We start from the raw sequence: 26,196 nt of genomic DNA, 5'->3' as shown, positions 1-26,196 counted from the left end.
CCATGCGTCTTATCCGTTCCTACGCTTATCTCCTCTTTCTCTGCCTCTCGACCACAGTGATCGGGTTACTGGGCGTGCCGTTCATGGCCTATCGCCCGGCAGCATGGCAGGTGGCCAAGCTCTGGGCCCGGAGCAATCTGTGCGCCGCGCGCTGGCTCTGCGGGGTCCGCTCCGAAGTGACGGGCCGGGAGCATTTTGCGACCAGCCCCGCCATCATCGCAGCCAAGCACCAGTCAATGTGGGAGACGCTGGCCCTGACGGTCGAGCTGCCGCGCGGAGCGATCGTCCTGAAAAAAGAGCTGAAGAGCATTCCGATGTTCGGCTGGTGGTGCCAGGCGGTCGGCTTCATCTTTGTCGACCGGGATGCCGGCGCCAAGGCGCTGCGCTCGATGCTGACCGAGGCAAAGACGGCGCTGGAAGACGGTGCGAGCCATATAGTGATCTTCCCCGAAGGCACCCGCGCGGCGCCCGGCAGCCATGCCCCCTATCAGCCGGGCATCGCGGCACTGGCCAAAAGCCTGAACCTGCCGGTCGTGCCGGTCGCGCATAATTCGGGCAGCTACTGGCTGACGCCGGGGCCGGAGAAGATCCCCGGCACGATCAAAATGGAAGTCTTCCCTCCCCTGCCTGCAGGGCTCGACCGCGCGGCGCTGACCGAGGAGCTGGAGCGGACCGTTGAAAATGCCGTCCGGCGGCTTGAAGCCGAGGCCCCGAGGGGACAAGCAGGGTCGAACCCGCCCGTCAGCGAAGGACTGCCCCGCCATGAGCACTAGCGAGCGCCGCGCCAACCGGCTTTTCCTGATCCTGCCCCTTGTCATCGGCGGGCTGCTGATCGCGGGCTATACCGCGCTGTGGTTCTATGGCGCCGGGTTCATGCGCGACGAGGTCGACAAGTTCATCGAAAATGAGCGCGAGGCCGGGCACACCGTCACCTATGACGGGATCAAGGTGCGCGGCTACCCCATGGCGCTCCGTGCCCGGATCGACAATTTCAACTGGGCGCAGCGCGGCAATTTCGACTGGTCGGGCGAGATCCTCCACATCATTGCCGTGCCGCATGATCTTGAGACCCTGATCCTTGCCCCCCGCGGGCCGCAGGCGATCATTCTCGGTGAGGAATATCTCAGCCTGACGCCGAACAATCTGCGTGTCGGGATCGCTGAGGATAAATACAGCGCCGAAGGCGATGACGTGCTGGTCGAGATCCCCGACGGGCCGTCTCTCGACCTTGGGTCGCTGAAAGCCAATTGGGTAAGCGATGAGCCGGATAAATGGTATCTTGGCGCGAGCTTCCGGAATGTCACCTATACGGATGAAACAGACCGCCAGGCGATCCTCCCCGGTGTGGACCTCCTCATCAGCCATGAGCCCGGGCAGGGCGACAAGGTAACCATCGAAGCCTCCCAGATCGCCTTTGACGATGGGCGCGACGGCCCACCGACCCTCATCAAACTCGATGGCAAACTCGGCATTGATGAGGCGGGCTATCCCGCAGGCCGTCTCGATGTCACCTATCGCGATGAGCAAAAGCTCCTCTCGCTGATCCGCACTTTCGAGATAGCAGAGCCCAACCAGCTTCTTCAGGCGGAGCTGGTGCTCAAGGCCTATCGCTCCGGCAAACCCGAGGCGACCGTGCCCTTCGAGATGAGCGGCGGCGCACTTTATATCTCCGGCATTGCTCGCGCAAAAATCGGCGAGCTACCGAAAGTCCGCTAACGGAAAATCCTCGTTCTTCGAGGGCCCTGCGGGCCACCTCAGAATGAGGATTTTTTTGAGGCCTCATCCTGAGGAGCCGCAACGCGGCGTCTCGAAGGACGAGGCCGACTTACTCAAGCAGCGAAAGCCTTCAGGCTCTCAAGAAACGCATCGCTCGCTTCGGCGGGGCCCACCGTCACGCGCAGATGGGAGGGCAAGCCGCTGGAGGCCGCGCTGCGGATGAGAATGCCGTCTGCCTCCAGATGAGCAAGGATTGCTTTTGCGTCATCAGCACTGCCCGCATCGAAGGTCACGAAATTGGCGTGGCTGGGGATGGTCGCAAAGCCGAGCGCCTCGATCCCCTCTTTCAGCCGCGCGCGTTCGGATAAAGTGAAGGCGCGGTTCTCCGTCATGAAAGCCTGATCACGGATCGCGGCTTCGGCGGCTTTCAGCGACGGCACGGTGATGTTGAAAGGCGGGCGGATCCGCTCAAGGATCGAGATCACTTCCGGCGGGCCATAGCCCCAGCCGACCCGCGCGCCGCCAAGCCCATAAATCTTGGAGAATGTCCGGGTCATGACGACATTATCCATGCCGCGCTCTATCGCTTCATCAACGAGATCGCAGCCATCACTATAGCCCTCATCGATCATGTATTCTGCATAGGCGCCATCAAGGACGAGCATCACCTCATCAGGCAGGCCGTCCCGCAGACGGCGCAGCTCATCGGCCATCAGGACTGTGCCGGTCGGATTGTTCGGATTGGCGATGAAGACAATCCGTACCTCCGGCGCGACTGCGGCGAGGAGCGCATCGACATCTGCAAGATAATTCACTTCCGGCACGAAAATCGTCTTCACCCGGACAGCCGCCGCCGCAACATGGTAATAGGAGAAGCCATGCGCTGATTGCAGGATCGCCTCACCCGGCGCGGCATAAGCTCGGATGAGGAGCTGGAGCACTTCATCCGATCCCGACCCGATGATCAGGCGAGCAGGGTCGAGCCCCTCAACTTCCGAAATCCCCGTTTTGAGATCGCGCGCCGCGCCGTCAGGGTAGATATGAATATAAGCGGCCGCTTCCTGTGCCGCCGCGACCGCTTTTGGGCTTGGCCCCATCGCGCTCTCATTGGCGGAGAGCTTCCACACTTTCTTTCCGCCCGCCTCGGCCTTGCCCGGCACGTAAGGGGCAATATCGGCGAGCCCGGCGAGAGGCTGCGGCCGTTTCGGCATTCTGTCTTCTGTCACTTTCTGACTTTCTTCACGCGATTGGCAGGGCTTGCCTTCCCGAGGCGCCCCGGCATCAACAGGCCGGGTCGGAAGACCTCCGCCTTGCTGCCCGAAATCGGCAGGGCACTGACCTTACGGGCCTCAACCAGATTGACGCCCGCGAGATTGGGGAAGATCGGCGGCAGGCGCCAATCCTCAATCGTCGCGCCCAGCCGCTCCCATGTCGGGGCGAGCCGGAGCAGCGCCTTGTTCCTGATCGGCGGGAAATGCAGCGCCGTTGCATGGGCGGTCGGCCCGAACATGGCGGCTTTCAGTGCATCATCGAGCTGGCGCCGCGAATAGGGCTGGCCAGCGGCAAAGGGGCTGGTCTCAACCATCGCCCACGGCCCGCGGCGGTTGGCGACCGCGATGATCATCAGCCCGTCATCGGCCAGAACCCGCCATGCCTCGCGCAACAGGCGGCGGGCATCGGCGCTTTCCTCCATGCCGTGAAGGATCAGGAGCCGGTCGATCGAGGCATCGGGCAAGGGCCAGGCGCATTCGCTGACCAGCGCTGCGGGGACATCGCCGCCCGCGCGGATACCGGCCCCGGCGGGGCTCATCGCAACCATGCGCTCGGCCCCGGTGAAAACCCCGAGATAAGGCTGGGTGTAGCCAAAGCCCGCTACTCGCAAATGCTCCGCCGTGCCCCAGGCTTGGGTCAGTTTCGTCGACAGGGCCTCTTGCGCCACGGCGCCCATGGCGCTGGCGTAGAACCCTTCGAGTTCCGAAACGGCCACCCGCAAACCTGATCTCCTTTGTCGGCGGTGCGAATTCGGCGCGACATTGCGCTTTTCGCGCCCATATCACAAACCATGATCATGAAACGCACATACGGCCCGCTCACCGTCGTCCAATTTCCTTGCCTCAAAGATAATTATGGATTCCTGCTGCGCGAGGAGGGATCGGGAAAAACCGCCTGTGTCGACACGCCCGATGCCGACGCCATCGCGGCGGAACTCGACCGACAGGGCTGGGGGCTCGATTTGATCCTCAACACGCACTGGCATTTCGATCACACAGGCGGGAATGAGGCCCTCAAAACCCGCTTTGGCGCCCAGATCATAGGCCCGTCAGGCGAAGGCGACCGTATTCCGGGCCGTGACCGCGCCGTCTGCGACGGCGATGAGGTGGCGCTTGGCGATGTCATTTTCCGCGTGATCGACACGCCCGGCCATACGATGGGGCATATCTGCTATCTTTTTGACGAAGGGCATGTCGGCTTTGTCGGCGACACGCTCTTCAGCTTGGGCTGCGGGCGCCTCTTTGAAGGCAGTCCTGAGCAAATGTGGGCCTCGCTTTCCAAACTCAAAGCCCTGCCGGCGGACATGACGCTTTACTGCGCGCATGAATATACTGCCGCCAATGCCACCTTTGCCGACAGCCTCGGCGAGGAGAATGCAGCGCTTGCCGCCCGGATCGGCGAAGTGAAGACCTTGCGGGAGAAAGGCGAGCCAACCGTGCCGATGACGCTTGCGACAGAGCTTGAGACCAACCCCTTCCTTCGCGCTGATGCCCCCTCGATGCAGGCGGCCATCGGCATGGGGGAGGCTGCCCCGGCGGAGGTCTTCGCTGAGATCCGCCGCCGCAAGGACAGTTTCTAGTCTCACGCCAAATCTGTTAAGCTCTCCGGCAGGAGAGAGGATGAGGCATGCGCATCGTTGGGACCGATCTTGACCGCCCCTCAAGCACGCAATTGCGGGCCATGCAGTTTGGCTATGCCAGCCTGATCCCCTTTGCCCTTGCCGCGATCCTGATCTGGATGACGCCGGGGCTCTTTACCTATGAACTGGCGATGAGCTTTATCGGCTGGGTGCTGATTTATGGCGCGATCGTCGTGTCATTCCTTGGCGGCGCAAGATGGGGCGTCGCGATCCGTGACTGGCGACCGGACCGGCTGATCTTTACCGCCTTCCCGCTGCTGCTCGGCTGGGCGGCGGTGGTGCCCAACCAGTTGCTGCCCGGCCTTGGCATGGGATCAACCGTGCGGTTCGGTATCCTCCTCGTCGCATTCCTCTTTCTGCTGACGACCGAGCTGCTCGCACGCAATGAATGGTCGCCATGGTATCGCGGATTGCGAATGCGGCTGACGCTCGCCACCACAGGCTTCCTCTTACTGACGATTTTGGGTCTGACCCGCTTTTAGGCCCGCGCGCCAAGGCGCCAGCCGCGTACCGGCTGGTTATCAGCCCGCAGCGATGAGACCGGCACGCGGAAAACACGTGGCCCACTGCGCAGGAAGACATCAAAACCGTCCGGGAATGCTGGCGCAAAAGCCTCATCCAGCACATTGAGCCCGCCCGTATAGGCGCCCATTGAGGGCAGGATCATCCGTGTGCCGTCGGAGATGAAACAGCTCCGCCGGAAGCCGCGCCCCTCACTGACCGCCAGCGCACAAGGGTGAAGGTGCCCGGCGACATGCCAGCCCGCCCCTTCGGGTTCATGGGTAAAGTGCAGGCCCCCGGCACTGATCTCTTCTACCGCCCTCCCTCTGAACGCTTTTGGCGGCAGAGGGTCGTGATTGCCGAGAACGAAGATCCAGTCCTGCGCTTCACAAAGCGCGATCAGCTTCTGTCGGTCCTCGGCCATCATGCGGGCCTCTGCCCTGCCATCATGGAAGGTATCGCCGAGCGACAGAACCGTCCGGGGGCGGTATTTTCGGATCGCCGCTTCGACCGCCTTTAAAGTCGCGCGAGTGTCATAGGGCGGGATCATCTGTCCGCGTTCGGCGTAATGTGAGCCCTTTTCGAAATGCAGGTCCGAGACGACAAGCAGGCTGGCGGCAGGCACGAACATCGCGCCCGACGCGTCGAGCCACACATCGGTGCCGGAGAGGCGCCAATGACAGGCGCCGGGCCATTGATTGGATCGTGTCGGCATGGAGGCAAAGGCTATGCGGCGCGCGGGGGCTTGGGAATGACGAGTTTTCCCGAACACCGCCCTCACCCCATATTGAAATGCTTGGAGAGCCGGAGGCCCTGGCCTTGATAGTTCGATTTCATGCCCGCCCCATAAGCAAGCGCAGGCTCGCCCGACAGCCGCTCGAAGGAAAGCCGGGCCACGGTCTGGCCATGCTCCAGCACGAAAGGCGCATCATAGCCGCGAACCTCAAGGACAGCGCGGCTCGGCGCCTCGAGCCCAAAGCCCGGGTCAAAGAAGCCCGCATAATGCACCCGGAAGGCTCCAAGGTCGGTATCGATCGGCACCATCTCGGCAGCCAGGTCGCGCGGCATACGCAGCTCTTCACGGCTCGCAAGAATATAAAATTCATCCGGGTCCAGAATGAGAAACCCATTGGTGGGCCGGGGGATCGGCTCGAAATAATCATCGGGCGCCAGCGCGCCGACCTTATCGATATCAATCAATCCTGTGTGCCGCCGCGCGCGGTAGCCGATGATGCCGCCCAGACTGCCGCCCAGATCGACCGAGACGCGCAAACCCCCTTCGATATCGGCCACTCCCGTCACGAGCGGATCGGCGACATGCAGGGCCGAGAGCTCATCATCACTGAGCGCGCTTTGTCCGCGCCGGATGCGCAATTGGTTGAGGCTGGAGCCCTCCCGCACAAGTATCGAGAACGTCCGGGGGCTGATCTCCGCATAAAGCGGGCCATCATAACCAGCAGGAACGGTCTCATAAGAAGTGCCCATATCCGTCACGAGGCGGACAAAGACATCGATCCGGCCGGTCGAGCTTTTCGGATTGGCCCGCGCAAAGACACCGAAAGGCAGGGTCAGGCTTTCGCGCAGCTTGACGAGATAGACGCAGCCCTTCTCAAGGACGGCCCCTTCGGTCAGGTCCAGCTCATGCAGGCCAAGCCCTTCTTCAAGGCGCCCTTCGACCGTTTTCTCCCGGCCTGGCAGGAATGCCGCGCGAACGCGCCATGCCTTCGCGCCGAGAGTCAGGTCGAGGCTGGCCGGCTGGATCTGGGCCGCTCCCGCCTCGGCGCCAAGGCCGATCACGCCGCTGCCAATCGCGGCGCGAATGTCATCTGCCTGAAAAATACCGTTGGTAGACGCGGTCATAGGTCCTCTTTCTCAGTGTCAGACGGGGTACTGGCCCCCTCTGCCAAGAGCAAGACGCAACTGGAGGAAAGGCTTTGCGTGACGCGCCCGGAGGCGTAAACCGCCCCCTTCGCCGGGCAAGGGCGAATGCGTTGGGCAAAGTGTAAGTGAGGTCTCCATGGAGACGCCCCTTTATGAGGAAGTGACGCGCGGTATCCGCGTCACCGTCGAGCCGGATTATCTGGAAGAAGAATCCGAGCCGTCTGAAAGCCATTATGTCTGGGCCTATCGGGTGCGGATCGACAATGATTCCGACACGGTCGTGCGGCTGTGCGACCGGCACTGGCAGATCACTGATTCCAGCGGGCGCACCTTCACCGTCGATGGTGACGGGGTGGTCGGCGAGCAGCCGGTTCTCGCGCCTGGCGATGTCTATGAATATGTCTCGGGCTGTCCGCTCGAGACGCCCTCAGGCCTGATGGTCGGCCATTACGGCATGCTGACCGCGGGCGGTGAGCATTTCATGGCGGGCATCCCCGCCTTCTCCCTCGATAGCCCCCATTGCCGTCAGCGCCCGAATTGACGGACACCCTCCCCCAGCGGCGCTGGTAGCTGCCCGAGAGAAGAATGGAATTCCGCCCGGTCCTTTTCATTGTCGGCCTCTTCATCTGCATGACAGGGGGGTTGATGCTGTTTCCATTGCTCGCCGATTTGATCGCCGGGCATGGAGACTGGCGCGCCTTTGGCACGGCCGCGCTGGTTTGCGGGACGTGCGGGACGGGCCTGGCCACGGCGTGCTGGGGCAAGATCGAAGGGCTGACGACAAGGCAAAGCTTTTTGACCGTCACGATGATCTGGCTTGCGATCGCGATCGCAGGCACTCTCCCCTTCATCCTCGGCAGTAAGGACCTTTCGGTCACCGATGCATTTTTCGAATCGATGTCGGGGCTGACGACAACGGGCAGCACGGTCGTATCCGGCCTTGATAATGCACCACCTGGTTTCCTTTTGTGGCGTTCAATCCTGCAATGGCTCGGCGGTGTCGGCGTTGTCGTCATGGCGACCGCCCTGATGCCGTTTCTGGCCGTCGGTGGTCTGCAGCTCTTCCGCATGGAGGCCTCTGAACCCTCCGAGAAAATCTTGCCCGGCACCGGGCAGATCGCGAGCGCCATCACGATCCTCTATGTCTTCCTGACCTTCTTGTGTTTTGCTGCTTATAAATTCTGCGGCATGACCGGGTTTGATGCGATCAATCATGCCATGACAACGATTGCAACCGGCGGCTTTTCGACCAAGGACGCAAGCTTTGGCTATTTCCTGACCGACCCCTCCATCCGCTATCCCGTCGACCTCGTAGCGACAGTCTTCATGATTATCGGGGCTCTGCCCTTTACGCTGTATCTGCTTCTGCTGCGCGGGAAAGTCGGGAGGCTGACAAAAGACAGCGAGGTCAAGCTCTTCCTCCTCGTCATCGCAGCAGGTACCCTCATCATCGGCCTTAGAATTGCCCATGATTTTGGACTGGAACCGTTCCAGGCCTTCCGTCTTGCCATCTTCAACGTCGTCTCACTCATGACCGGGACGGGCTATGCTTCTGCCGATTACATGTTGTGGGGCGCGTTTGCCGCCGGGTTCTTCTTCATTATCCCGTTCGTCGGCGGATGTTCTGGTTCGACCTCCTGCGGGCTGAAGGTCTTCCGGGTGCAGGTCGCCTTCGAGGCCCTGGCGCTTCATGTCCGGCGATTGGCCCACCCGCACCGGGCAACCGTTGCCAGATTCAATGGCCGCATTATCACCGATGACGTTTTCCTCTCGGTGCTGAGCTTCTTTTTCATCTACTTTGCGATTTTCGCGACGTCCGCCGTCATCCTGTCCACCATGGGGCTAGATATGATCACTGCCCTCTCGGCTGCCGGCACATCAATTGCCAATGTCGGCCCGGGACTGGGGCCCACGGTCGGTCCGGCATCAAATTTCGCCAGCCTGCCGGATGCCGCCAAATGGGTCATGAGCATCACTATGCTGATCGGCCGGCTAGAATTGCTGACCGTCCTCGTGATGCTGACGCCATGGTTCTGGACGCGCTAAGCGCTCAAGAGGCAACTTCCAGCGCATAGCCTGCTGAGCGGACCGTGCGGATTGGATTGTCATGACCATGCGCGTTGAGCGCTTTGCGCAAGCGCCCGATATGGACATCGACCGTCCGTGCCTCAACGAATACATCCGAGCCCCAGACCGCATTGAGGAGCTGTTCGCGGGAGAAGACCCGGCCGGGATTCTGCATCAGATGATCAAGGAGACGAAATTCGGTCGGCCCCAGATGAATTTCGGTATCGCCGCGGCGCACGCGATGGGCCGCGCGGTCAATCTCGATATCGCCATAGGTCACAGCCTCTGCCACAAGGCTCGGCCGGATACGCCGGAGGACAGCCCTGATGCGAGCCGTCAGCTCGACCATGGAGAACGGCTTGACGAGATAATCATCCGCTCCCGTCTCAAGCCCGCGCACCTTGTCGGCTTCTTCTGCTCGTGCGGTCAGCATGATGATCGGGATATTCGATGTCGCTGTGCGAGAACGTAAGCGACGGCAGACTTCGATGCCCGAGACATTCGGCAACATCCAGTCAAGGACGATCACGTCGGGGCGTTCTTCCTCGACCTTGATCATGGCTTCCTCACCGTCACCGGCCATGGAGACGGCAAAACCTTCCTTGCTCAGATTATATTCCAGAAGGGCGGCGATCGAGGCTTCATCCTCCACGATCATCACTTTGGTCGCATTCATTGTCTGGTTCCGTCAGTCTGCGGCGGGAAGGCCCGTCAGACGCTCGACAGCGCCGTCACGCTGGTCGTGTCCGTCTTCGGACGCTCTTCCGTCAACTCTTCACCTGTCAGGGTGTAATGCACCCTCTCGGCGATATTCGTTGCGTGATCACCGATCCGTTCAAAATTCTTGGCGACGAACACAAGATGCGTGCCCATCAGAACACCAGCAGCATACTGGCCCATACTTACCAGAATCTCTCGGAAGATCGAATTATAGAGATCATCGATCTGGTCATCCGCCTCACGCACCGCGAGGGCGGCTGCCGCATTGCCGCGGAAGAGACTGTCAAGGCTTTCCCCGAACTGGGTCAGTGCGCGGCGACCCATGCGAGCAACGGTCGGAACGACCCGGCGCGTTGCGTCGATATCTTCGAGATCTGCCAGGACGGTCGTGCGCTTGGCGATATTCTTGGAAAGATCCCCAACGCGCTCCATTTCAGCGGCCAGCTTGATGGCAGTCATGGCGCGGCGCAGCGATTCCCCGCCCGGACGGCGGTCTTCAAGGATGGCCACGACCTCGCGCTCGATCAGGCGTTCATGGCGATCAACTTCGGTGTCGCGCAGGCGCACTTCCTCGGCGAGGAGCACATCTCCCCGCTCGAAGGCAGCGATTGCGTCAGCCACCTGTTGCTCGACCAGTCCGCCCATCGTTGCGAGGGCGATATCAACCTTGTCGAGCCGGCCAGCTACCGATTTCAATAGTCCAAAGGGCATTCTGCTCTCCCGGTCAGCCCCATCTGCCTGATTCATGTGACAGATTCTTGTCGGTCACGAGACGATCCCCGTCTCTCTGGCATCCATTATGCGAAAAAGGCGCCAAAATGCTGAGCTTGCGGCGTTTGCGCCGCAGTCAAGCGCGCTCAGTGCGCTTGTCTTTATCAGCGCTGAGAGTGCGAGGCAATTGCTCGCCCTGAAGGGGCGGGAAAAACACAGTGAAAGTAGAGCCTTCGCGCAGCTGGCTTTCTATCTGGAGGCCACCCCGATGCCGCCCAAGAATATGCTTCACGATGGCAAGGCCGAGCCCTGTGCCGCCCTTGGCGCGGCTCAGCTGGGGGTTCACGCGGTAGAACCGCTCGGTCAGGCGCGGCAGATCATTGGGCTCGATGCCTTCTCCATTATCGGCGATCTGGACATGGACGAGACGCGCTTCCTCGACCCCAGCGCGCACTGCGATCTGCGGCGCTGAATCCCCCGTCCGGATATAGCCCTCCCGCGCAGGAGGATGACCAAAGCCAACCCTGACCTTCACGGTCGCCCGACCCGTCTCCTCATTGACCCCATATTTGAGGGCATTCTCACAGAGGTTCTGGAAAAGGCGGAAAAGCTCATGCCGGTCACCCAGCACCATGGCCGGGACATCGCCGGTCTCGACAATAAGCTCGCTGTTTTTCGCCTGTGCGATCGGCTGGAGGGATTCAGTGACACTCGCCGTCAGGGCCGCCAGATCGACCTTGTCCGTCAGCGGTTTAGTTTCATTCAGCTCAATCGCTGAGAGCCCGATCAGGTCTTCGACCAGTCGCAACATGCGGTCCGCCTGGGCGGCCATCACCTCAAGGAAGCGCTCACGCGCGGCCGGATCGTTTTTCGCGTGGCCCTGCAGCGTCTCGATAAAGCCCGCCATCGAGGCGAGAGGTGTGCGCAATTCATGGCTCGCATTGGCGACGAAATCCGTCCGCATACGCTCGAGCTTTTTCTGCTCTGTGCGGTCACGCAGCATGACAATCATCGCTCCGCGATCATGCGCATTGGAGATGCCAAGACCGGCGGCATAGAAAAGCGCGGTGCGTTCCTGCGCCCCGGTCAGTGAAATCTCGGTTTCGACCGGCTTGCCTGTAGCCTCAAGCGTACGGAGTGCCTCATGCGCCTTGGGGACGCGAATGACAGCCGCGATGTGTCGGCCTGTCGATTGCTTGCCAAACATCTCCTCGCTGGCCCGGTTGCTCATCTCGATCGAGCCTTCGTCATTCAGAAGCATGACAGGCTGGGGCAGCGCATTGAGCAGCGCCCGCAGGCGTTCGATCAGCTCAAGCTGTTCCTCGGAAACATTCGTGCCTGCCCTGACGGCCGGAGCATCGCTGAGAAGAGAGTAACGCAGGATCAGCGCGATGAGATATCCGCCGGCGATAATACCGCCTGCGAGAACGGAGCCATGCGCAAAGAAAAGTGCGGAAATCAGGCAGATGACACCGATGGTGCCGCAAAAAATGAAATCCCCGGCCCGGCTACGAGCCCGAAAGATGGGAAGTTCTCCTTTATCATCTACCTTATTGATCATATGCGCTTTCCGAACTTGGTGAGGTGGCAGGTTTTCGTGCGCGCCACAACTCCGTATGAGACCCTCGTATTTTAGGGAACGTTATCATCATGATGCATCCGACGACCAAAATCCTTGCCACATTAGGCCCGGCCAGCGAGGCGCCGCACAGGGTCAAAGCCCTGATTTCTGCAGGCGCTTCGGCTTTCCGCATGAATTACAGCCATGGCGAACATGAAGAACATCTTGGCCGCCTGACGACTGTGCGGGAGGTCGCAAGCGAGATGGGGCGTCATGTGCCGATCGTCTCGGACATGCAGGGCCCCAAGCTTCGCGTTGGCAAAATCGCGGGCGAAGCTCTCAAGCTCGGCTTCGGCGACGAGGTCGAAGCGCACCTGGGCGAGACCGCGCCCGAGGGCACCCTGCCTGTCCCGCATGAAGAGCTTTTCGAGGCGCTGAAAGCCGGCGACGAGCTGATGATCGATGACGGCGCGATCCGCCTCTCGGTCATCGAAGGCGGCAGTGCCAAAATGGTCCTGAAGACCGAAGTGCCGGGCACGGTGACCAACCGTAAAGGGATCAACGTGCCGGGTCGCCGCCTGCGCATTGATGCCCTGACTGAGAAAGACCGCAGCGACCTTGCTTTCGCGCTCGAGCACAATACCGATTATGTCGCACTGAGCTTCGTTCAGTGTGCCGAGGATGTGCAGGCCGCCCGCGAGATCATCGGCACCCGCTCGCGGATCATCTCCAAGATCGAAAAGCCAAGCGCCCTCGAAGACCTTGAAGGCATCGTCGAAGCCTCTGACGGCGTCATGGTCGCGCGCGGCGATCTCGGCGTCGAGCTGCCGCTGGAGCAGGTGCCACCCGCCCAGCGCCGGATCATCTCCATGGCGCGCGAGCGCGGCAAGCTGGTGATCGTTGCGACCCAGATGCTGCAATCCATGGTCGATGCGCCGATCCCGACACGGGCCGAAGCCTCCGACACGGCGACCGCCGTTTATCTTGGCGCGGACGCTGTGATGCTGAGCGCGGAGAGCGCAGTCGGCCGCCACCCCGAAGCCGCCGTTGCGATCATGACACGGATCATCCGGGCGGTCAGCGAAGACCCAAACAGCTTTGCGGAAATTGCCGCAGCCTGCCCTGATCCCTTCATGAATGCGGTCGGCGGGGCGACGGCTGTTGCCGCCGCTGACGCCGCGGACCTTGTCGATGCGACCGCCATTGTGGCCGCGACAAATTCGGGCAGCACGGCCTATCTCATCTCCCAGCTTCGGCCCGAACAGCCGATCATCGCGCTGACGCCGCATGAGCTTACCGCCCGTCAGGTGGCGCTCGCCTGGGGCGTGACGCCAAAGATCATCAAGGACACGGAAGATTTCGAGGAGCTGACCCGCTTTGCTGCCGAAGCCTCATCCGAGTTCACCGGTGCGCAGAGCGAAAATCTCGCCATCCTGCTCGCCGGGCTGCCGCCGGGACGGGTGGGCAGCACCAATACGATGAAGATCTTCCGTATCGGGGATTATAAATGAGCAATCAGGCCGCAGCCATCGACCACCTCCTGGGGTCGACCCGCGTCATGCCGGTCGTCGTGATCGACGATGCCGACAAAGCCGTTCCGCTCGCCGAAGCCCTGCTCGAAGGCGGGATCAGCGCCATCGAGATCACGCTGCGCACCGACGCGGCGCTGGATGCCGTTCGCCGGATCAAGGGCAGCCTGCCCGACATGGTCGTCGGTACAGGGACGGTCTTGAGCCCAACGCATCTCAAACAATCGCTTGATGCCGGTGCTGTCTTTGCGGTGAGCCCGGGGCTGACCCCGCGCCTTGCGGAAGCTGCGATCACGCTGATCGATGACATCCCGCTCCTGCCCGGCACGGCGGGCGCATCCGACGTTATGGCGGCGATGGAATTCGGCTTTGAACGGCTGAAATTCTTCCCCGCCGAAGCCGCAGGCGGGTTGCCGATGATCAAGTCGCTGGCAAGTCCTCTGCAAGCCACAAAATTCTGCCCGACCGGCGGGATTTCAGAAAAGACGGCTCCGGACTATCTGGCGCAGGACAATGTCTTCTGTGTCGGCGGCTCCTGGCTGACGCCGAAAGCCGCCATTGCCGATGGCGACTGGGCGGAGATCACCCGGATCGCGAAAGCGGCTGCTGCGATCTAACCTTCCGCCAGTTTCGACTGGAAGGAGAGCGCCATGCCGCCCGGCAATTCGCTGACGGAATAAATCCGTTCTCCATGCGCATCGAACGGGCCTTGTACATCAAGGCCCGTTTTTCTTGCTCGCGCCGCATAGGCATCGGCGTCATCAACGACGAGCTGCAGCATCGTCATCTCCGGCATGTGCTCATTCGCCTGCCAGATCTCGACCCAGCTATCCGTGCTGCCCTCATCCAGCGGAAAGACCGCGCCGGGGAAACCCTCCATGCCCTCGGGCATTTCCATTTTCTGACGATTGAGACCGAGCCCGCCATCCCCAAGGGATTCAGCGAGAGCAGGCGCATCATCGCCCGCCGCCACCTTACAAAAGCGGATACCTAAAAGGGTCATTCGCCTGCCTTCTGCATCAGGCTCATCGCCGCGACCGTCATCGCCTCGGTCCCGAGGGTGACGGACTCGCGCGGCGCGATCTTGAAGAAGGGCGAGTGATGCGAAGGCGCATTGGCGACCTCATCCTCCGGCGTGCCGCCAACTGCGAAATAAACGCCCTTCACGTCATATTCCGGCGCGACGAAATAGGCGAAGTCCTCCGCCCCCATGCCGGTGCGCGGGCTGTCATAGAAAATGCTGTCGCCGAAATGCTCATCAAAGGTCGCGCGCACTTCGGTGGCGAGCGCCATATCATTCTCCGTAGGCGGTGTGGTTTCGGTTGGCGAGCGCTCGACAACCGGCAGGAGATCTTCAGGCACGCCAAGCGCCCGCGCTGTTCCTTCGGCCACGCGATCGATGCCGTCGAGCAAGGCCGCGCGCACTTCGGGCTTGTCAGAACGCACCGTCAACTGAAGATGCGCCTCCGCCGGGATGATGTTATGCTTGATCCCGCCATGGAAGGCACCGACCGTCACAACGCCTGAATCAAGCGGCGAGATCGTCCGGCTGACGAGCGTCTGGAGGTTCACGACAATCGTGCTGGCGACAAGGATCGGGTCGACCCCGCGATGCGGTGAAGCGCCATGTGCTCCAACGCCTTTCACATAGATGTCGACACTGTCTGAGCTTGAATAAACCGGGCCGCCCTTGACGACGAGCTTACCGGTGGGGACTTCCGAGGAAACATGAAAGGCGAGCGCATAGTCAGGTTTCGGGAAGCGCTCATAAAGGCCGTCTTCGAGCATCTCGCGTGCGCCCGAGATCCGCTCTTCCGCTGGCTGACCAATCAGGATCAGCGTTCCGGACCATTCGTCCTTGTGCTCTGCCATCTGGCGAGCGGTGCCAACAAGGGAGGTAACGTGCACGTCATGTCCGCAGGCATGCATGACCGGCTTTTCAACGCCATCGCGGTCCACCTGCATCGCGGTCGAGGCATAGCTGAGCCCGGTATCTTCCTTGACCGGCAGACCGTCCATATCCGCCCGGACCAGTACGACCGGCCCCTCGCCATTCTCCATCACGGCGACAACGCCGGTGCCGCCAACATTCTCCGTCACCTTATAGCCGAGCTTGCGGATTTCCCGCGCCAGCCGCTTGGCGGTTTTTTTCTCACCAAAGGAAAGCTCCGGGTTCTGATGGAACCAAAGGAACAGCTCTTCAAGATTGGCGTCATAATCGGCAGCAACGGCTTCGGCCAGCGGGTCAGCGTCCTGCGCGGCGGCCATTCCGGGAATCGCCACTAGCAGGGCGGAGGCAAGCAGGGTGGTCTTGAGCATGACGGTCTCTCCTGAATTTTTCCAGCCAGACTATGCTGTCCCGGATATCCCCGCAATGGAGCGCGGCATTCAGGTCTTGCCGATCAGGGCGGACATCATCTGGGCATAAGCCGCAAAGGCCTCGCGCCCCTCCCTCGTCAGCTCCGCCCGCGTTTCGGTCTTGCGCCCGACAAGGCGGCGGATCAGGCAGATATAGCCTGCACCCTCGAGTTTCTGGAGTTGGACGGAGAGATTGCCGTCCGTCGCGCCGAGCTGTTCCTTCAGCTCCGCGAAGGTCGCGCTCTCTGCATCAGAGAGGATCACCATGATCCCGAGCCGCAGCCGGGAATGGATGACATCATCGATCTGGGTGAGGTCGAGCTTCATGATGCCTGCCCTCGCTTGTAAAGAACCCATCCGGGGCCGGAGAATAAAAGGAGGAAGCTGAGCCCGAGAACCAGCAAATACCCCGCCCGCCCAACCAGGAACTCAAGCAGCACCGCCGTCACCAGCCAGCCCGCGCCTGCGCCCATCAGCAAATTCTGCCGCCGGATCATCCCGGCGGCAAAAAAGGCCGTCCCCTGAAGACCGCAGAATACAATCGGGAAGTAAGCGAACATATTCCAGTCCTGTGCCCGCCCGGCGGCATGCATGAAGATGATCGCCATGATGCCGGTCGTCATCCCGGCTCCGCAGAAAATGCCCGCCATGGCGCGCCCGACTATCGTCGACGGCCGGCCCGGCAATTCGCCCGAACGCCCCGCATAGACCAGCACCGACGCCGTCGCCGCAATGGCCACAAGAAAGGCGCCGATGGATATGGTCGTCCCGTCGGGCACGAGGCCAATCGCCTGCAACCAGAGAAGTAGGAGCGCCGCGCCTTGCCCACCGCCGATCACAAACAGGATCAGGCCGGTCATGCGATCGCCATGACGCTGGCCGCTTTCCTTCGCGAGTTTCGCAATGAAATCCGCATCTTCTGACAAACGCGGCGGGTCGAGCCTCATCGCTGGGGTCCTTTCTTTCGCTCCTTACGTATTGACTTCGCGCTTCTGATCAATATCTCGTGAAGGACTTCATTTTTTAAAGTTGCTGTTTCTAAGCGACTGTGGCCCTTTGGGGCGGAAAGGAAACGCCATGAAACTCCTCAAATGGTCCTCCATTGTGGTCCTCGCCTTGCTGGCCATCTATCTGGGCGGTGCAACCTGGCTCTTGATGCAGAAGACCGAAGATCCCTTCGCCGACTATCCGATGGAGGAAGCCGGCTGGCGGACCTTGCAGGAGTTTGGTGGCACAGATTTCTCGCAAGATTATGCCTATACAGAGCGTGAGTTCACCGCGCGGGATGACACGACGCTGTCCGCCCGCGTCTATGGCGAGAATGACGGCACGCAGATTGTCTATCTTCACGGCGTCAATTCGAGAGCGGAGCTTCTGAATAAATCGGCGGGCCTCCTCTCTGGCGCCAGTGGCGCGCAAGTCATCACCCCCGATATTCGTGGTCATGGCAAATCAGGCGGCGCACCTTACCGGGTCGATTATATCGGCCAGTATGAAAAAGACCTGGCAGATATCGTCAGCGTCTTGCGCGAAGAGAACCCTGACGGGCGGATCATCATTGCCGGTCATTCGATGGGCGGCGGGATTGCGATGCGCTTTGCGCTGCTCGAGGAAAAACCGACGATTGACGGCTATCTTTTGTTCTCGCCCAATTTCGGTGAGGGCCCGACGCAGCACCCAACGCCCGAGACCGCCGGCACGGCAGAAGATCCCGGCCGGCCCTTCGTTCTTTTCGATCAGAAGCCTTTCCTCGGGGTACTGATGTATAACATGCTCGGCATCACCCTCGCCAATGACACGCCCGTGCTTTATTTCAATGCGCCGGGCGAGCCGGTCGCCTATTCATACGGCGCGATCCTGTCGGCCCAGCCGGTTGCGCCGAAGGACAGCTCAAAAGCGCTGGCTGCCGTCGATGTGCCGTTGTTCGTGATGATCGGCGAGCGCGATGAGGTCTTCCTTGCCAGCGCCTATCCTGAATTCGTCAGCACCCATAGTGATGGGGAAGCGGTGGTCATCCCGCGGCACGGCCATAACAGCCTGATGAATGATCCGGCGGTGATGGAGAAGGCCGCTGCCTGGCTTGCAGAAACTGCTGACCTCTAAGCGCTAATGACCTCTGCTTGAGTAAACTCAGACAGAGGTCACTATTGTCTGCTTTTCGCAGGATCAGACCAGAAAGCCGACGGCCTTCTTGGTTTCCTCAATGATCGGCCCTGCCACTGCCCGCGCCTTTGCCGCGCCATCGCGGAGAATGCCTTCGACATAATCCGCATCCGCTGTCAGGCGGCGCATCTCACCCGCGATAGGGGCCAGCTTCTCGACCGCAAGCTCCGCAAGGGCGGGTTTGAAAACGCCAAAGCCCTGCCCACCGAATTCGGCGAGCACGTCTTCGTCAGATTTGCCCGAAAGAGCCGCATAGATACCAACAAGGTTCTTTGCCTCCGGCCGGTCGGCCAGCCCGTCTTTCTCGGACGGCAGGGGCTCAGGGTCGGTCTTTGCCTTTTTGATCTTTTTGGAGATCGTGTCAGCGTAATCCATCATGCCGATGCGCGACAGGTCGGACGGATCAGATTTCGACATCTTCGAGGTGCCGTCGCGCAAAGACATGATCCGCGCGCCGGGGCCCTGGATCATCGGTTCAGGCAGCGGGAAGAAATCCTCCGCCCCAAAATCATTATTGAATTTAGTCGCAATATCGCGCGCCAGCTCAAGATGCTGTTTCTGGTCGTCGCCGACCGGCACATGGGTCGCACGGTAAACCAGAATGTCGGCCGCCATCAGGACAGGATAGGTGAAGAGCCCGACGGACGCCTTCTCCTTGTCCTTGCCGGCCTTGTCCTTGAACTGGGTCATCCGGTTGAGCCAGCCCATGCGCGCCACACAATTGAGTATCCAGGCAAGCTGGGCGTGTTCCGGCACAGCCGACTGGTTGAAGATAGCAGCCTTCGCCGGATCGATCCCTGCCGCAAGATAGGCGGCCGCAATCTGGACCGTCTGGTTGCGCAACTCTTTGGGGTCTTGCCACACCGTGATCGCGTGCATGTCGACGATGCAATAGAGCGCCTCATGGCTGTCCTGCAGCGGCACGAATTTGCGGATCGCGCCAAGATAATTGCCGAGATGAAGATTGCCGGTCGGTTGAACGCCGGACAATACGCGGGGGGTGTGGGTTCTGGTCATAGGACGGCGCCTCTAGCGTGAGCACTCCATTTTGACCAGAAAGATCAGGGCTCATTTACCGATTGACCCTCCGCTTGTGGTCATACAAGCTATCTACCTGTGATAGTGGGCAGTATCTGGGGGCAATCATGGCAAATTTTAACGGTACAAACGATCCGGAACTTTACGAAGGTACGGACGGGAATGACACGATTTTAGGGGCCGATGGCGACGATACGCTGAAAGGCCGTAAGGGAAATGACAGCCTCCTTGGCGGCAACGACGACGATGCCCTCTTCGGCAATGCCGGACACGACACAATTCGCGGCAATTCAGGGAATGACACCATCAAGGGTGGCGCGGGGCACGACGCCCTGTTCGGCGTCGGTGGAGAGAACCAAATTTTCGGCGAAGATGGTCGGGATACGATTCAAGGTGGCAATGGCGCAGACCTGATTGATGGCGGTGCCGATGATGATGTCATCGATGGGGGCTCGGGCTCGGATATCATTCTTGGGCGCGGCGGCGATGACGACATTCAGGGTGGAGACAATCTTGACTCCATCAAGGGCGGGACTGGCAACGATACTATCAGTGGCGGGAACAGATCCGACACCCTAAAAGGCAATGCGGGCGACGACCTGATCTCAGGCGATGATGACAGTGATTTACTCTACGGCAATGGCGGCGCTGATACATTGCAGAGTGATGAAGGCCGTGACGTTCTCGAGGGCGGCGACGGCGATGACCTTCTCGAAGGCGGCACTGAGGGCGATGATCTGCGCGGCGGCAAGGGCAATGATACTCTTTATGGAGAGTATGAGGCCGGCCTTGAGCCTTCCGACGACTTGGCTGAAATCGATACGCTGCGCGGCAATGCCGGTGACGATCTCATCTTTGGTGCGCGCGGGAACGACCTGATCGATGGCGGGCTCGGCAATGACACCATGACCGGTGGAGACGGGTTTGACACCTTCATCTTCTTTGACGGCGAGGATGTCATCACCGACTTCACCAAAGGCGATGATCTGATCTCCCTTGAAGGGATAAGCGGGATCAGTTCCTTCCAGGACATCCTTGATGCTGCAGAACAGGACGGCGTCGATACGGTATTGACCTTTGGGGATGATATCCTGCGGCTCGAAGGCGTCGATCTCAGCACCCTGACGGAAGACGATTTCGCCTTTTAGGGTCGTCCCTTCGCCCATACCGGGAACATGACCGGGCAAGCGCCTTCATTGACGCTTGCCCACGCGTCCGTCACTCTTGCCCCGCCGCCCCTCACGGGACGGATGTGGCGCAGGACGATGAGCAGTCATGGCGGATACCGACGGGACAATTGATGACGATTCCCTCGAAGGGACCGGCGGCCCGGATCTGATCTCGGGCGATGACGGCGCCGATACGCTCAAAGGCCGCGCTGGAGACGACGAGATCCTTGGACAGAACGGCAATGACCGCATCTTCGGCAATGCCGGGGAAGACACCCTCTATGGTGATGCCGGCAATGACACTCTGCGCGGCGGGACCGAGAATGACACCCTTGATGGTGGGGCGGGGCTTGATGTCCTTTATGGTGAGGACGGAGATGACGAGCTGACCGGCGGCGATGACGCTGACACGCTCGACGGCGCCGCAGGGAACGATCACCTCGACGGCGGGAATGACGCCGATAGCCTCTACGGGCGCGGCGGCAATGACACACTCATCGGCGCAGACGGAGATGACTTCGCAACAGGTGGTCCGGGTGATGACGATATCGACGGCGGGCTGGGCGCCGACACCTTGCGCGGCGGACAGGGCGATGACCTGATTCTGGGGCAGGACGGCGATGACGATATCGATGGCGGCGACCGCCACGATTCCATCACTGGCGGTGACGGTATCGACACGATCAAGGGCGGCGCGGGCCGAGACACGATCGAGGGATCATCCGGGGACGATCTTCTTTACGGCAATGGTGGCGATGACGTCATCTATGGCGACCTCTTAAATGGCGATCCCCTGCAAAATTCCCACAAAGATACGATCTATGGGAATAATGGCTTCGACTATATCAATGGCGGCGGCGATGACGACCTGATCTATGGCGGGAATGGCCGGGACACGCTCGAAGGCGCAGACGGCAATGACAGCCTGCGCGGTGAGGATGACAATGACAACCTGACAGGCGGCACTGGCGATGACACGCTGGTCGGCGGCAAAGGCAATGACACCGCCCTCGGAGGGACGGGTACAGATGATCTGCGCGGTGGCCAAGGGAATGACAGCCTCAATGGCGAGGACGATAACGACATCCTCGATGGCGGGGACGGCGCCGATACGCTGAAGGGCGGCTATGGCGACGATCTGATCCATGCGGGCGCCGGAGATGACACGATCCGCGCCGGAGGGAATGATGACACTGTCCTTGGCGATGGCGGCAATGACACGATCGAAGCCGGCAATGATGCCGACCTCGTTCATGGCGGGGAAGGCGATGATCTCATCTATGGCGAGCGTCCCGGCAATCCGACTATAGATGCCGGACCCGACACATTGTTCGGGGACGAAGGAAATGACACCCTGATCGGCGGCAGCGGAGATGACCTACTCGATGGCGGTGCGGGCGATGATATCCTGACTGGTGAGGCCGGGGCCGATACTTTCTATTTTCTCGAAGGTACCGATGTGATCACCGATTTCGAAGACGGGATCGATAAAATTTCACTCGCCGGAATCACGGATTTTGAAACTTTCGAGGACGTTCTCGATGCGGCGGAACAGGACGGCGTGGATGTTGTCATTACGGTTGATGATTCCTCACTCCGTATCGAGAACTTTAACTTAAGTTTCCTCACTGACGACGATGTGTTGCTCTAAACACCAATAGATTGCAGGGAAAAATCGCCCCTGCCCCAATCTTGCCCCATTGTGGTCACGCTCATTCCACCCTGTTCGCCTATCTGGGGCATTCTCCTATCGCGTTTCGCGCCACGGGCAGTAGGCAGGGACGCTCCCATTCAAGAGAAAAACGCCAGAGAGGGCAGTATGGCGACTATTTCGGGCACGAACCAATCAGAAGAAACTTTGGGTACTCAAGATCCTGATTTTATTGAGGGTCTTGACGGTCACGACACGATCAAGGGCCGCAATGGCCAGGATACGGTCGCGGGCGGCGCAGGCAATGACCTGCTTTTCGGCAATCGCGGTCATGACAATATCGACGGCGGCGATGGCCAAGACACGCTGAAAGGCGGCGACGGCAACGACACGATGGTCGGCGGCACCGGGATCGACCTCCTGCAAGGCGAAGAAGGCGATGACAGCCTGATGGGTGGCGGCGATGCCGACATCCTTGAGGGCGCAAATGGCGCTGACCATCTCTCCGGCGAAGGCGGGGATGACGAGCTTTTCGGCGGCAATGGCGATGATGAGCTCGATGGCGGCGATGGTGCCGATGAGCTTTTCGGCAACCGCGCACATGACACGCTGTTAGGTGGCGGCGGGGCCGACACCTTGCTCGGCGGGCTCGGTGATGACGAGCTTTATGGCGGCGCTGGGATCGACTCGCTGCGCGGTGAGGACGGCAATGACCATCTCGATGGTGGCGACCAGTCGGACATCCTTGAAGGTGAAGGCGGCCGCGACACGCTGCTCGGCGGTGCGGGCGACGACGACCTTTTTGGCGGCGACGGTAATGACAGCCTTGAAGGTGGCGACGGCGAAGACGAGCTCTTCGGCAATCGCGCAAATGATATCATCCGTGGCGGGAATGATGACGACAGGCTGCTTGGCGGGGTCGGCAATGACACGCTGTTTGGCGATCAGGGCAGTGACACGCTCGACGGCGAAGACGGCCATGACGAAATGCATGGCGGTGACAATAACGACCTCCTCCGCGGCGGCTTTGGCAAGGACACGATCTTTGGCGATGCCGGTAATGACGAGATCTATGGCGAAGGCGGCCTCGACGTCCTTTACGGTGGTGACGGCGCAGATACGCTGCACGGGAACAATAGTGACGATACGCTCGATGGCGGCGCAGGGGATGACTTCCTCGACGGCAGTACCGGCGATGACGTCATGACCGGCGGGTCAGGCGCCGACACATTCCTGTTCTTTGACGGATATGACGTGATCACCGATTTCGAGGATGGCGTCGACAATATCTATATGAAGAAACTCGAAGGCATCAAAAAATTCGAACAGGCGCTCGATGCCGCAGAACAGGTCGGAGATGATGTCGTCTTCACCTGGGATGACCGCGTGCTGGTGCTTGAGAATTTCTCACTCGCGGACATCACGCCGGACGATTTCACCTTCGTGACCTGAGTCAGATGACGGATGAATGATCAGGGCCCGGCCATGCGCCGGGCCTTTTTCATATCAGCCGCGCGGCAGGGTCGAAAGCTGGAGCAGCGGATCAACTGGCGTGCCGCCATGACGAACTTCGAAATGAAGATGCGGGCCCGAGGCATTGCCGGTCTTGCCGACAAGGCCGATCGTCTGCCCACGGTCGACTTTCTTGCCCTTGCTGGTCTTGATGCGAGAGAGATGCGCATAATAGGTCTGCACCCCGCCGCCATGATCGATGATGACGATCTTGCCAAAGCCGCGTTGCTTTCCTGCAAAGATCACTTTGCCATCGGCGGAGGACATGACCTTTGTGCCCTGATCGGCGGTCAGGTCGATGCCGTAATGTGGGCGTCCGCCCCTTGATCCGAATTCGGAGGAAATATCGAGTCGCTTGAGCGGCGGCGAGAGGGTGCCCGGCCCCTTCTTGGTGGTGGCACAGCCGCCTAGGCCTAGCATCACCACCAGAAAGGTGAGCAGCAGCCCCTTAGTCGTAATAATACTTCCCGTGCTGCGCGTAGTAGCGATAGCTGCCTTCATACCCATACCCTGCCTGGGCGCGCATATCGACCTGGCTGAGAACGGCCCCTGCCAATTCAGTATCCAGTTCGCCCAGGATCTTGTTCGCGGTCCGCGCGACCGTAACCGGCGTTTGTTTCCATTTCACAAACTGCACGACCTTATCGGCGAGGGAAACCACCATCCGGGTATCAGCAACCGCCGTCAGCGGCGCGGTATCGAGGATGATGAGATCGAATTTGGTGCGAAGCTGGCTGAGGAGCGCCTCGAAACGGCCCGAGCCGAAGAGATCGCCAAGCCCAGAGCGGTCCTCAGAGACGGGCAAGATGCGAAGATCGGATTTGTCATCTTTGAGGATCGCATTGCGCAGGGGCACATCGCCGCGCAGGACTTCGGCGAGACCGCGAGGCGCTGCATCGTCATCCATCAGCTTGGTCGAGAGCATGCGGCGGCGGACGTCACAATCGATGACCAGCACCTTGTCGCCCGACAGGGCCGAAATCCGGCCAAGGCACATGGCCGACGACGACTTGCCTTCGCCCGACAGCGCCGAGGTCAGCGCGATCACCCGGCCACCCGAACCTGCTTCCTTGCCGAGCGTCAGCGCGGTGCGAAGCGTGCGGTAGCTTTCCGCGAATGAAGAGAGCGGTTTCTCGACAAGATAATCCTGCGGGGAGGTGATCTCGCCCGTCAGTTTCTCCGGCGTCAGGGCCGGCACCAGCGCGACAAGGTTTGTATTCAGTGTGCGCTCAATGTCTTCTGCCGTGCGGATGCCATTGTCGAAGATCTCGGCAAGGACGATCATCAGGCCACCCATGGCGCCGCCAAGTATAATGCCAAGGGCAAGGTTCAGTTTCTTGTTCGGCGAAGAAGGACTGGTCGGCACGGCGGCACGGTCAGCGATACGCGCATCAGCCTCGGCGAGGTCTTCGAAAAGCTCCGCCTGCTGCGCACGAGCGAGCAGCGCCTCATAGTTCTTGCGGCTGACATCCGCTTCGCGTTCCAGCTCGCGCAGGCGGACAAGTGCCTGGTTGTCGGTGGAGAGATCAGAGCGCAGACCATTGATCGCGGAACGGATTGACCCAACACGCTCTCGCGCGACGGAGACATCGCTTTCAAGGCGCCCGACGATCCGGTCGATTTCAGCCTGCACCTGCCCCTGAAGATCGGCTTCCTCCGACTTCAGATTATCAAGGCTGGGGTGAAGCGGGCCATAGCGGGATTCAAGATCCGCCCGGCGGCGCGCAAGATCGGCCTGTTTGGCGCGCAGGTCAGAGATGACGGGGGATGCGAGCACATCAGCAATGGCATCGGCGCTGACGCCCGCAGCAAGGCGCTGATTGACGTCGCGCAGCTTGGCAAGGCGTTCGGCAAGCTCTGCTTCTGATGCGATCAGTTGGGCCTGAAGATCAGCAATCTGTTGCTCGGAAAGAAGCGATCCTTCCGCAGACAGAAGACCGTTTTCGGCGCGATAGGTTTCGATGGCGTCTTCTGCGATCCGCAGCTTGACGCGATGCTCGGTCACGGCCTCACTCAGATAGGTGCTGACGATCTGGTAGGTCTCAAATTTCTTATCGAGGCTGTCGACGAGATATTGCTCGGCAAAGGCATTGGCGATGTCCGCCGCGCGCGACGGGCTTTTGCTTTCAACCCGGATGGAAATGGCATGGGTGATCCCAGCACGCTCAACCTCAACGGCATCGAGCACCCGATTGATCACGCGCGAGCGCATCATGCGATCATTATCTTCAGATGAGAGCTGCGAAGGGAAGAGGCCGGAGAAGAACCCCTTCTTGCCGCTCACGGACGGATTGAACTCAGGCTCTTCAAACAGGTTTAGCTCATCCGCCACGCGCTCGGCCATGGACCGACTACGGATGATCTGAACTTCCGTCTCTACTGTTGCCGCATCGGGTGAGATGCCGGAGATGATGGCGGAGACATCAAGGGCTTGCGTCTCTCGGGCATTGAGAACGACCCGCGCCTCGGCGGTATATTTCGGGGTCATCTGAAAAGTGATGACGGTAACCAGCGCCAGCGTCACGATCGCGGCAGCGACGAAGATCCGGAAACGGCGACGGAAGATGGACCACAGCGCGGGCAGGTCGATCGCGGGGGCATTATTACCTGTTTGCTGCATCGGCATGGTGATCTGCGTAAAGGCGTTCATGACAGCTCCGGCCGTTTTGACCTTCGGGTGAAGCCTGAGCATACCCCAAGGTAGTTAA

26 protein-coding genes are annotated in these 26,196 nt (G+C 60.5%); 12 read left to right on the top strand and 14 right to left on the bottom strand.

What is annotated here, in order from left to right:
- The first annotated feature begins 2 nt into the window (after positions 1-2).
- Together DX908_RS10335 and DX908_RS10330 are read left to right on the top strand one after the other, a co-directional pair.
- Entirely contained in the window at positions 3-773 is a 771-nt protein-coding gene (locus tag DX908_RS10335) for a lysophospholipid acyltransferase family protein (protein WP_116392261.1), read from the top strand.
- Positions 763-1,716: a DUF2125 domain-containing protein gene (locus DX908_RS10330; protein WP_158548673.1), complete on the top strand. Its 954-nt coding sequence runs from the start codon at positions 763-765 to the stop codon at positions 1,714-1,716. Before DX908_RS10335 ends, DX908_RS10330 begins: the two co-directional genes overlap by 11 nt.
- A gap of 113 nt (positions 1,717-1,829) precedes the next feature.
- On the opposite strand, the gene hisC is transcribed toward DX908_RS10330, so the two are convergent.
- Both hisC and DX908_RS10320 read right to left on the bottom strand, forming a co-directional pair.
- Positions 1,830-2,927, bottom strand: coding sequence for a histidinol-phosphate transaminase (hisC, locus tag DX908_RS10325; RefSeq protein ID WP_116392259.1), 1,098 nt, complete (start codon positions 2,925-2,927; stop codon positions 1,830-1,832).
- 11 nt (positions 2,928-2,938) lie between these two features.
- Complete coding sequence (locus DX908_RS10320; RefSeq protein WP_116392258.1) at positions 2,939-3,703, bottom strand: class I SAM-dependent methyltransferase; 765 nt, start codon at positions 3,701-3,703, stop codon at positions 2,939-2,941.
- An 81-nt stretch (positions 3,704-3,784) separates the two neighbouring features.
- Here DX908_RS10320 and gloB point away from each other — a divergent pair, with 81 nt between their 5' ends.
- Both gloB and DX908_RS10310 read left to right on the top strand, forming a co-directional pair.
- Complete coding sequence (gene gloB, locus DX908_RS10315; protein ID WP_116393060.1) at positions 3,785-4,567, top strand: hydroxyacylglutathione hydrolase; 783 nt, start codon at positions 3,785-3,787, stop codon at positions 4,565-4,567.
- 47 nt (positions 4,568-4,614) lie between these two features.
- On the top strand, positions 4,615-5,109 hold the full coding sequence (locus DX908_RS10310; protein WP_116392257.1) for a DUF3429 domain-containing protein: 495 nt from the start codon (positions 4,615-4,617) through the stop codon (positions 5,107-5,109).
- On the opposite strand, the gene pdeM is transcribed toward DX908_RS10310, so the two are convergent.
- Positions 5,106-5,843 (bottom strand): ligase-associated DNA damage response endonuclease PdeM, encoded by a 738-nt coding sequence (gene pdeM / locus DX908_RS10305; RefSeq protein WP_116392256.1) that lies wholly within the window; start codon positions 5,841-5,843, stop codon positions 5,106-5,108. The two genes, DX908_RS10310 and pdeM, sit on opposite strands and share 4 nt — an antisense overlap.
- 62 nt (positions 5,844-5,905) lie before the next feature.
- Positions 5,906-6,988, bottom strand: coding sequence for a 2'-deoxycytidine 5'-triphosphate deaminase (locus tag DX908_RS10300; RefSeq protein WP_116392255.1), 1,083 nt, complete (start codon positions 6,986-6,988; stop codon positions 5,906-5,908).
- A 157-nt stretch (positions 6,989-7,145) separates the two neighbouring features.
- On the opposite strand from DX908_RS10300, the gene apaG reads away from it, so the two are divergent.
- Complete coding sequence (gene apaG / locus DX908_RS10295; RefSeq protein ID WP_116392254.1) at positions 7,146-7,550, top strand: Co2+/Mg2+ efflux facilitator ApaG/CorD; 405 nt, start codon at positions 7,146-7,148, stop codon at positions 7,548-7,550.
- A gap of 44 nt (positions 7,551-7,594) precedes the next feature.
- Positions 7,595-9,055, top strand: a complete 1,461-nt coding sequence (locus DX908_RS10290; RefSeq protein ID WP_116392253.1) for a TrkH family potassium uptake protein — start codon at positions 7,595-7,597, stop codon at positions 9,053-9,055.
- Between the two features lie 4 nt (positions 9,056-9,059).
- On the opposite strand, the gene phoB is transcribed toward DX908_RS10290, so the two are convergent.
- From phoB to DX908_RS10275, 3 genes are all read right to left on the bottom strand, one after another.
- Positions 9,060-9,752 (bottom strand): phosphate regulon transcriptional regulator PhoB, encoded by a 693-nt coding sequence (phoB, locus tag DX908_RS10285; protein WP_116392252.1) that lies wholly within the window; start codon positions 9,750-9,752, stop codon positions 9,060-9,062.
- Positions 9,753-9,787: 35 nt separating this feature from the next.
- Complete coding sequence (gene phoU, locus DX908_RS10280) at positions 9,788-10,507, bottom strand: phosphate signaling complex protein PhoU (RefSeq protein WP_158548670.1); 720 nt, start codon at positions 10,505-10,507, stop codon at positions 9,788-9,790.
- 136 nt (positions 10,508-10,643) lie between these two features.
- Positions 10,644-12,068, bottom strand: a complete 1,425-nt coding sequence (locus DX908_RS10275) for an ATP-binding protein (protein WP_116392250.1) — start codon at positions 12,066-12,068, stop codon at positions 10,644-10,646.
- A gap of 89 nt (positions 12,069-12,157) precedes the next feature.
- On the opposite strand from DX908_RS10275, the gene pyk reads away from it, so the two are divergent.
- Together pyk and DX908_RS10265 are read left to right on the top strand one after the other, a co-directional pair.
- Positions 12,158-13,579 (top strand): pyruvate kinase, encoded by a 1,422-nt coding sequence (gene pyk, locus DX908_RS10270; RefSeq protein ID WP_116392249.1) that lies wholly within the window; start codon positions 12,158-12,160, stop codon positions 13,577-13,579.
- Positions 13,576-14,214 carry a bifunctional 4-hydroxy-2-oxoglutarate aldolase/2-dehydro-3-deoxy-phosphogluconate aldolase gene (locus tag DX908_RS10265; RefSeq protein ID WP_116392248.1) on the top strand — a complete coding sequence of 213 codons (639 nt, stop codon included), beginning with the start codon at positions 13,576-13,578 and terminating at the stop codon, positions 14,212-14,214. The genes pyk and DX908_RS10265 overlap by 4 nt, the downstream gene beginning before the upstream one ends.
- On the opposite strand, the gene DX908_RS10260 is transcribed toward DX908_RS10265, so the two are convergent.
- The 4 genes from DX908_RS10260 to DX908_RS10245 all read right to left on the bottom strand — a co-directional run bounded on the left by DX908_RS10260 (position 14,211) and on the right by DX908_RS10245 (position 16,902).
- Complete coding sequence (locus DX908_RS10260; RefSeq protein WP_116392247.1) at positions 14,211-14,600, bottom strand: hypothetical protein; 390 nt, start codon at positions 14,598-14,600, stop codon at positions 14,211-14,213. The genes DX908_RS10265 and DX908_RS10260 overlap by 4 nt on opposite strands.
- Complete coding sequence (locus tag DX908_RS10255) at positions 14,597-15,916, bottom strand: amidohydrolase (RefSeq protein WP_116392246.1); 1,320 nt, start codon at positions 15,914-15,916, stop codon at positions 14,597-14,599. The genes DX908_RS10260 and DX908_RS10255 overlap by 4 nt, the downstream gene beginning before the upstream one ends.
- 69 nt (positions 15,917-15,985) lie before the next feature.
- Positions 15,986-16,282 carry a winged helix-turn-helix domain-containing protein gene (locus DX908_RS10250; RefSeq protein WP_116392245.1) on the bottom strand — a complete coding sequence of 99 codons (297 nt, stop codon included), beginning with the start codon at positions 16,280-16,282 and terminating at the stop codon, positions 15,986-15,988.
- Positions 16,279-16,902 (bottom strand): hypothetical protein, encoded by a 624-nt coding sequence (locus DX908_RS10245; protein WP_116392244.1) that lies wholly within the window; start codon positions 16,900-16,902, stop codon positions 16,279-16,281. The genes DX908_RS10250 and DX908_RS10245 overlap by 4 nt, the downstream gene beginning before the upstream one ends.
- 130 nt (positions 16,903-17,032) lie before the next feature.
- Between DX908_RS10245 and DX908_RS10240 the strand changes: the two genes are divergently transcribed.
- On the top strand, positions 17,033-18,058 hold the full coding sequence (locus DX908_RS10240; protein WP_116392243.1) for an alpha/beta hydrolase: 1,026 nt from the start codon (positions 17,033-17,035) through the stop codon (positions 18,056-18,058).
- 63 nt (positions 18,059-18,121) lie between these two features.
- Here DX908_RS10240 and trpS read toward each other — a convergent pair whose 3' ends face one another.
- Positions 18,122-19,135, bottom strand: coding sequence for a tryptophan--tRNA ligase (gene trpS, locus DX908_RS10235; protein WP_116392242.1), 1,014 nt, complete (start codon positions 19,133-19,135; stop codon positions 18,122-18,124).
- Positions 19,136-19,263: 128 nt separating this feature from the next.
- Between trpS and DX908_RS10230 the strand changes: the two genes are divergently transcribed.
- From DX908_RS10230 to DX908_RS16660, 3 genes are all read left to right on the top strand, one after another.
- Positions 19,264-20,304, top strand: a complete 1,041-nt coding sequence (locus DX908_RS10230; RefSeq protein WP_116392241.1) for a calcium-binding protein — start codon at positions 19,264-19,266, stop codon at positions 20,302-20,304.
- Between the two features lie 127 nt (positions 20,305-20,431).
- Positions 20,432-21,976, top strand: a complete 1,545-nt coding sequence (locus DX908_RS16670; protein WP_116392240.1) for a calcium-binding protein — start codon at positions 20,432-20,434, stop codon at positions 21,974-21,976.
- A 168-nt stretch (positions 21,977-22,144) separates the two neighbouring features.
- Entirely contained in the window at positions 22,145-23,428 is a 1,284-nt protein-coding gene (locus DX908_RS16660; RefSeq protein ID WP_116392239.1) for a calcium-binding protein, read from the top strand.
- A 54-nt stretch (positions 23,429-23,482) separates the two neighbouring features.
- On the opposite strand, the gene DX908_RS10215 is transcribed toward DX908_RS16660, so the two are convergent.
- Both DX908_RS10215 and DX908_RS10210 read right to left on the bottom strand, forming a co-directional pair.
- A complete protein-coding gene (locus DX908_RS10215; protein ID WP_233508720.1) occupies positions 23,483-23,908 on the bottom strand; it encodes a M23 family metallopeptidase in 426 nt (141 codons plus the stop codon).
- 28 nt (positions 23,909-23,936) lie between these two features.
- A complete protein-coding gene (locus DX908_RS10210; protein ID WP_158548666.1) occupies positions 23,937-26,138 on the bottom strand; it encodes a GumC family protein in 2,202 nt (733 codons plus the stop codon).
- Positions 26,139-26,196 lie beyond the last annotated feature (58 nt).

Origin of the sequence: Parvularcula marina, from assembly GCF_003399445.1 — a bacterium.
In the GTDB taxonomy this organism is placed as follows: domain Bacteria; phylum Pseudomonadota; class Alphaproteobacteria; order Caulobacterales; family Parvularculaceae; genus Parvularcula; species Parvularcula marina.
Note: the sequence above shows the minus strand (reverse complement) of the source record. Positions and strands in the feature narration are given on the sequence as shown.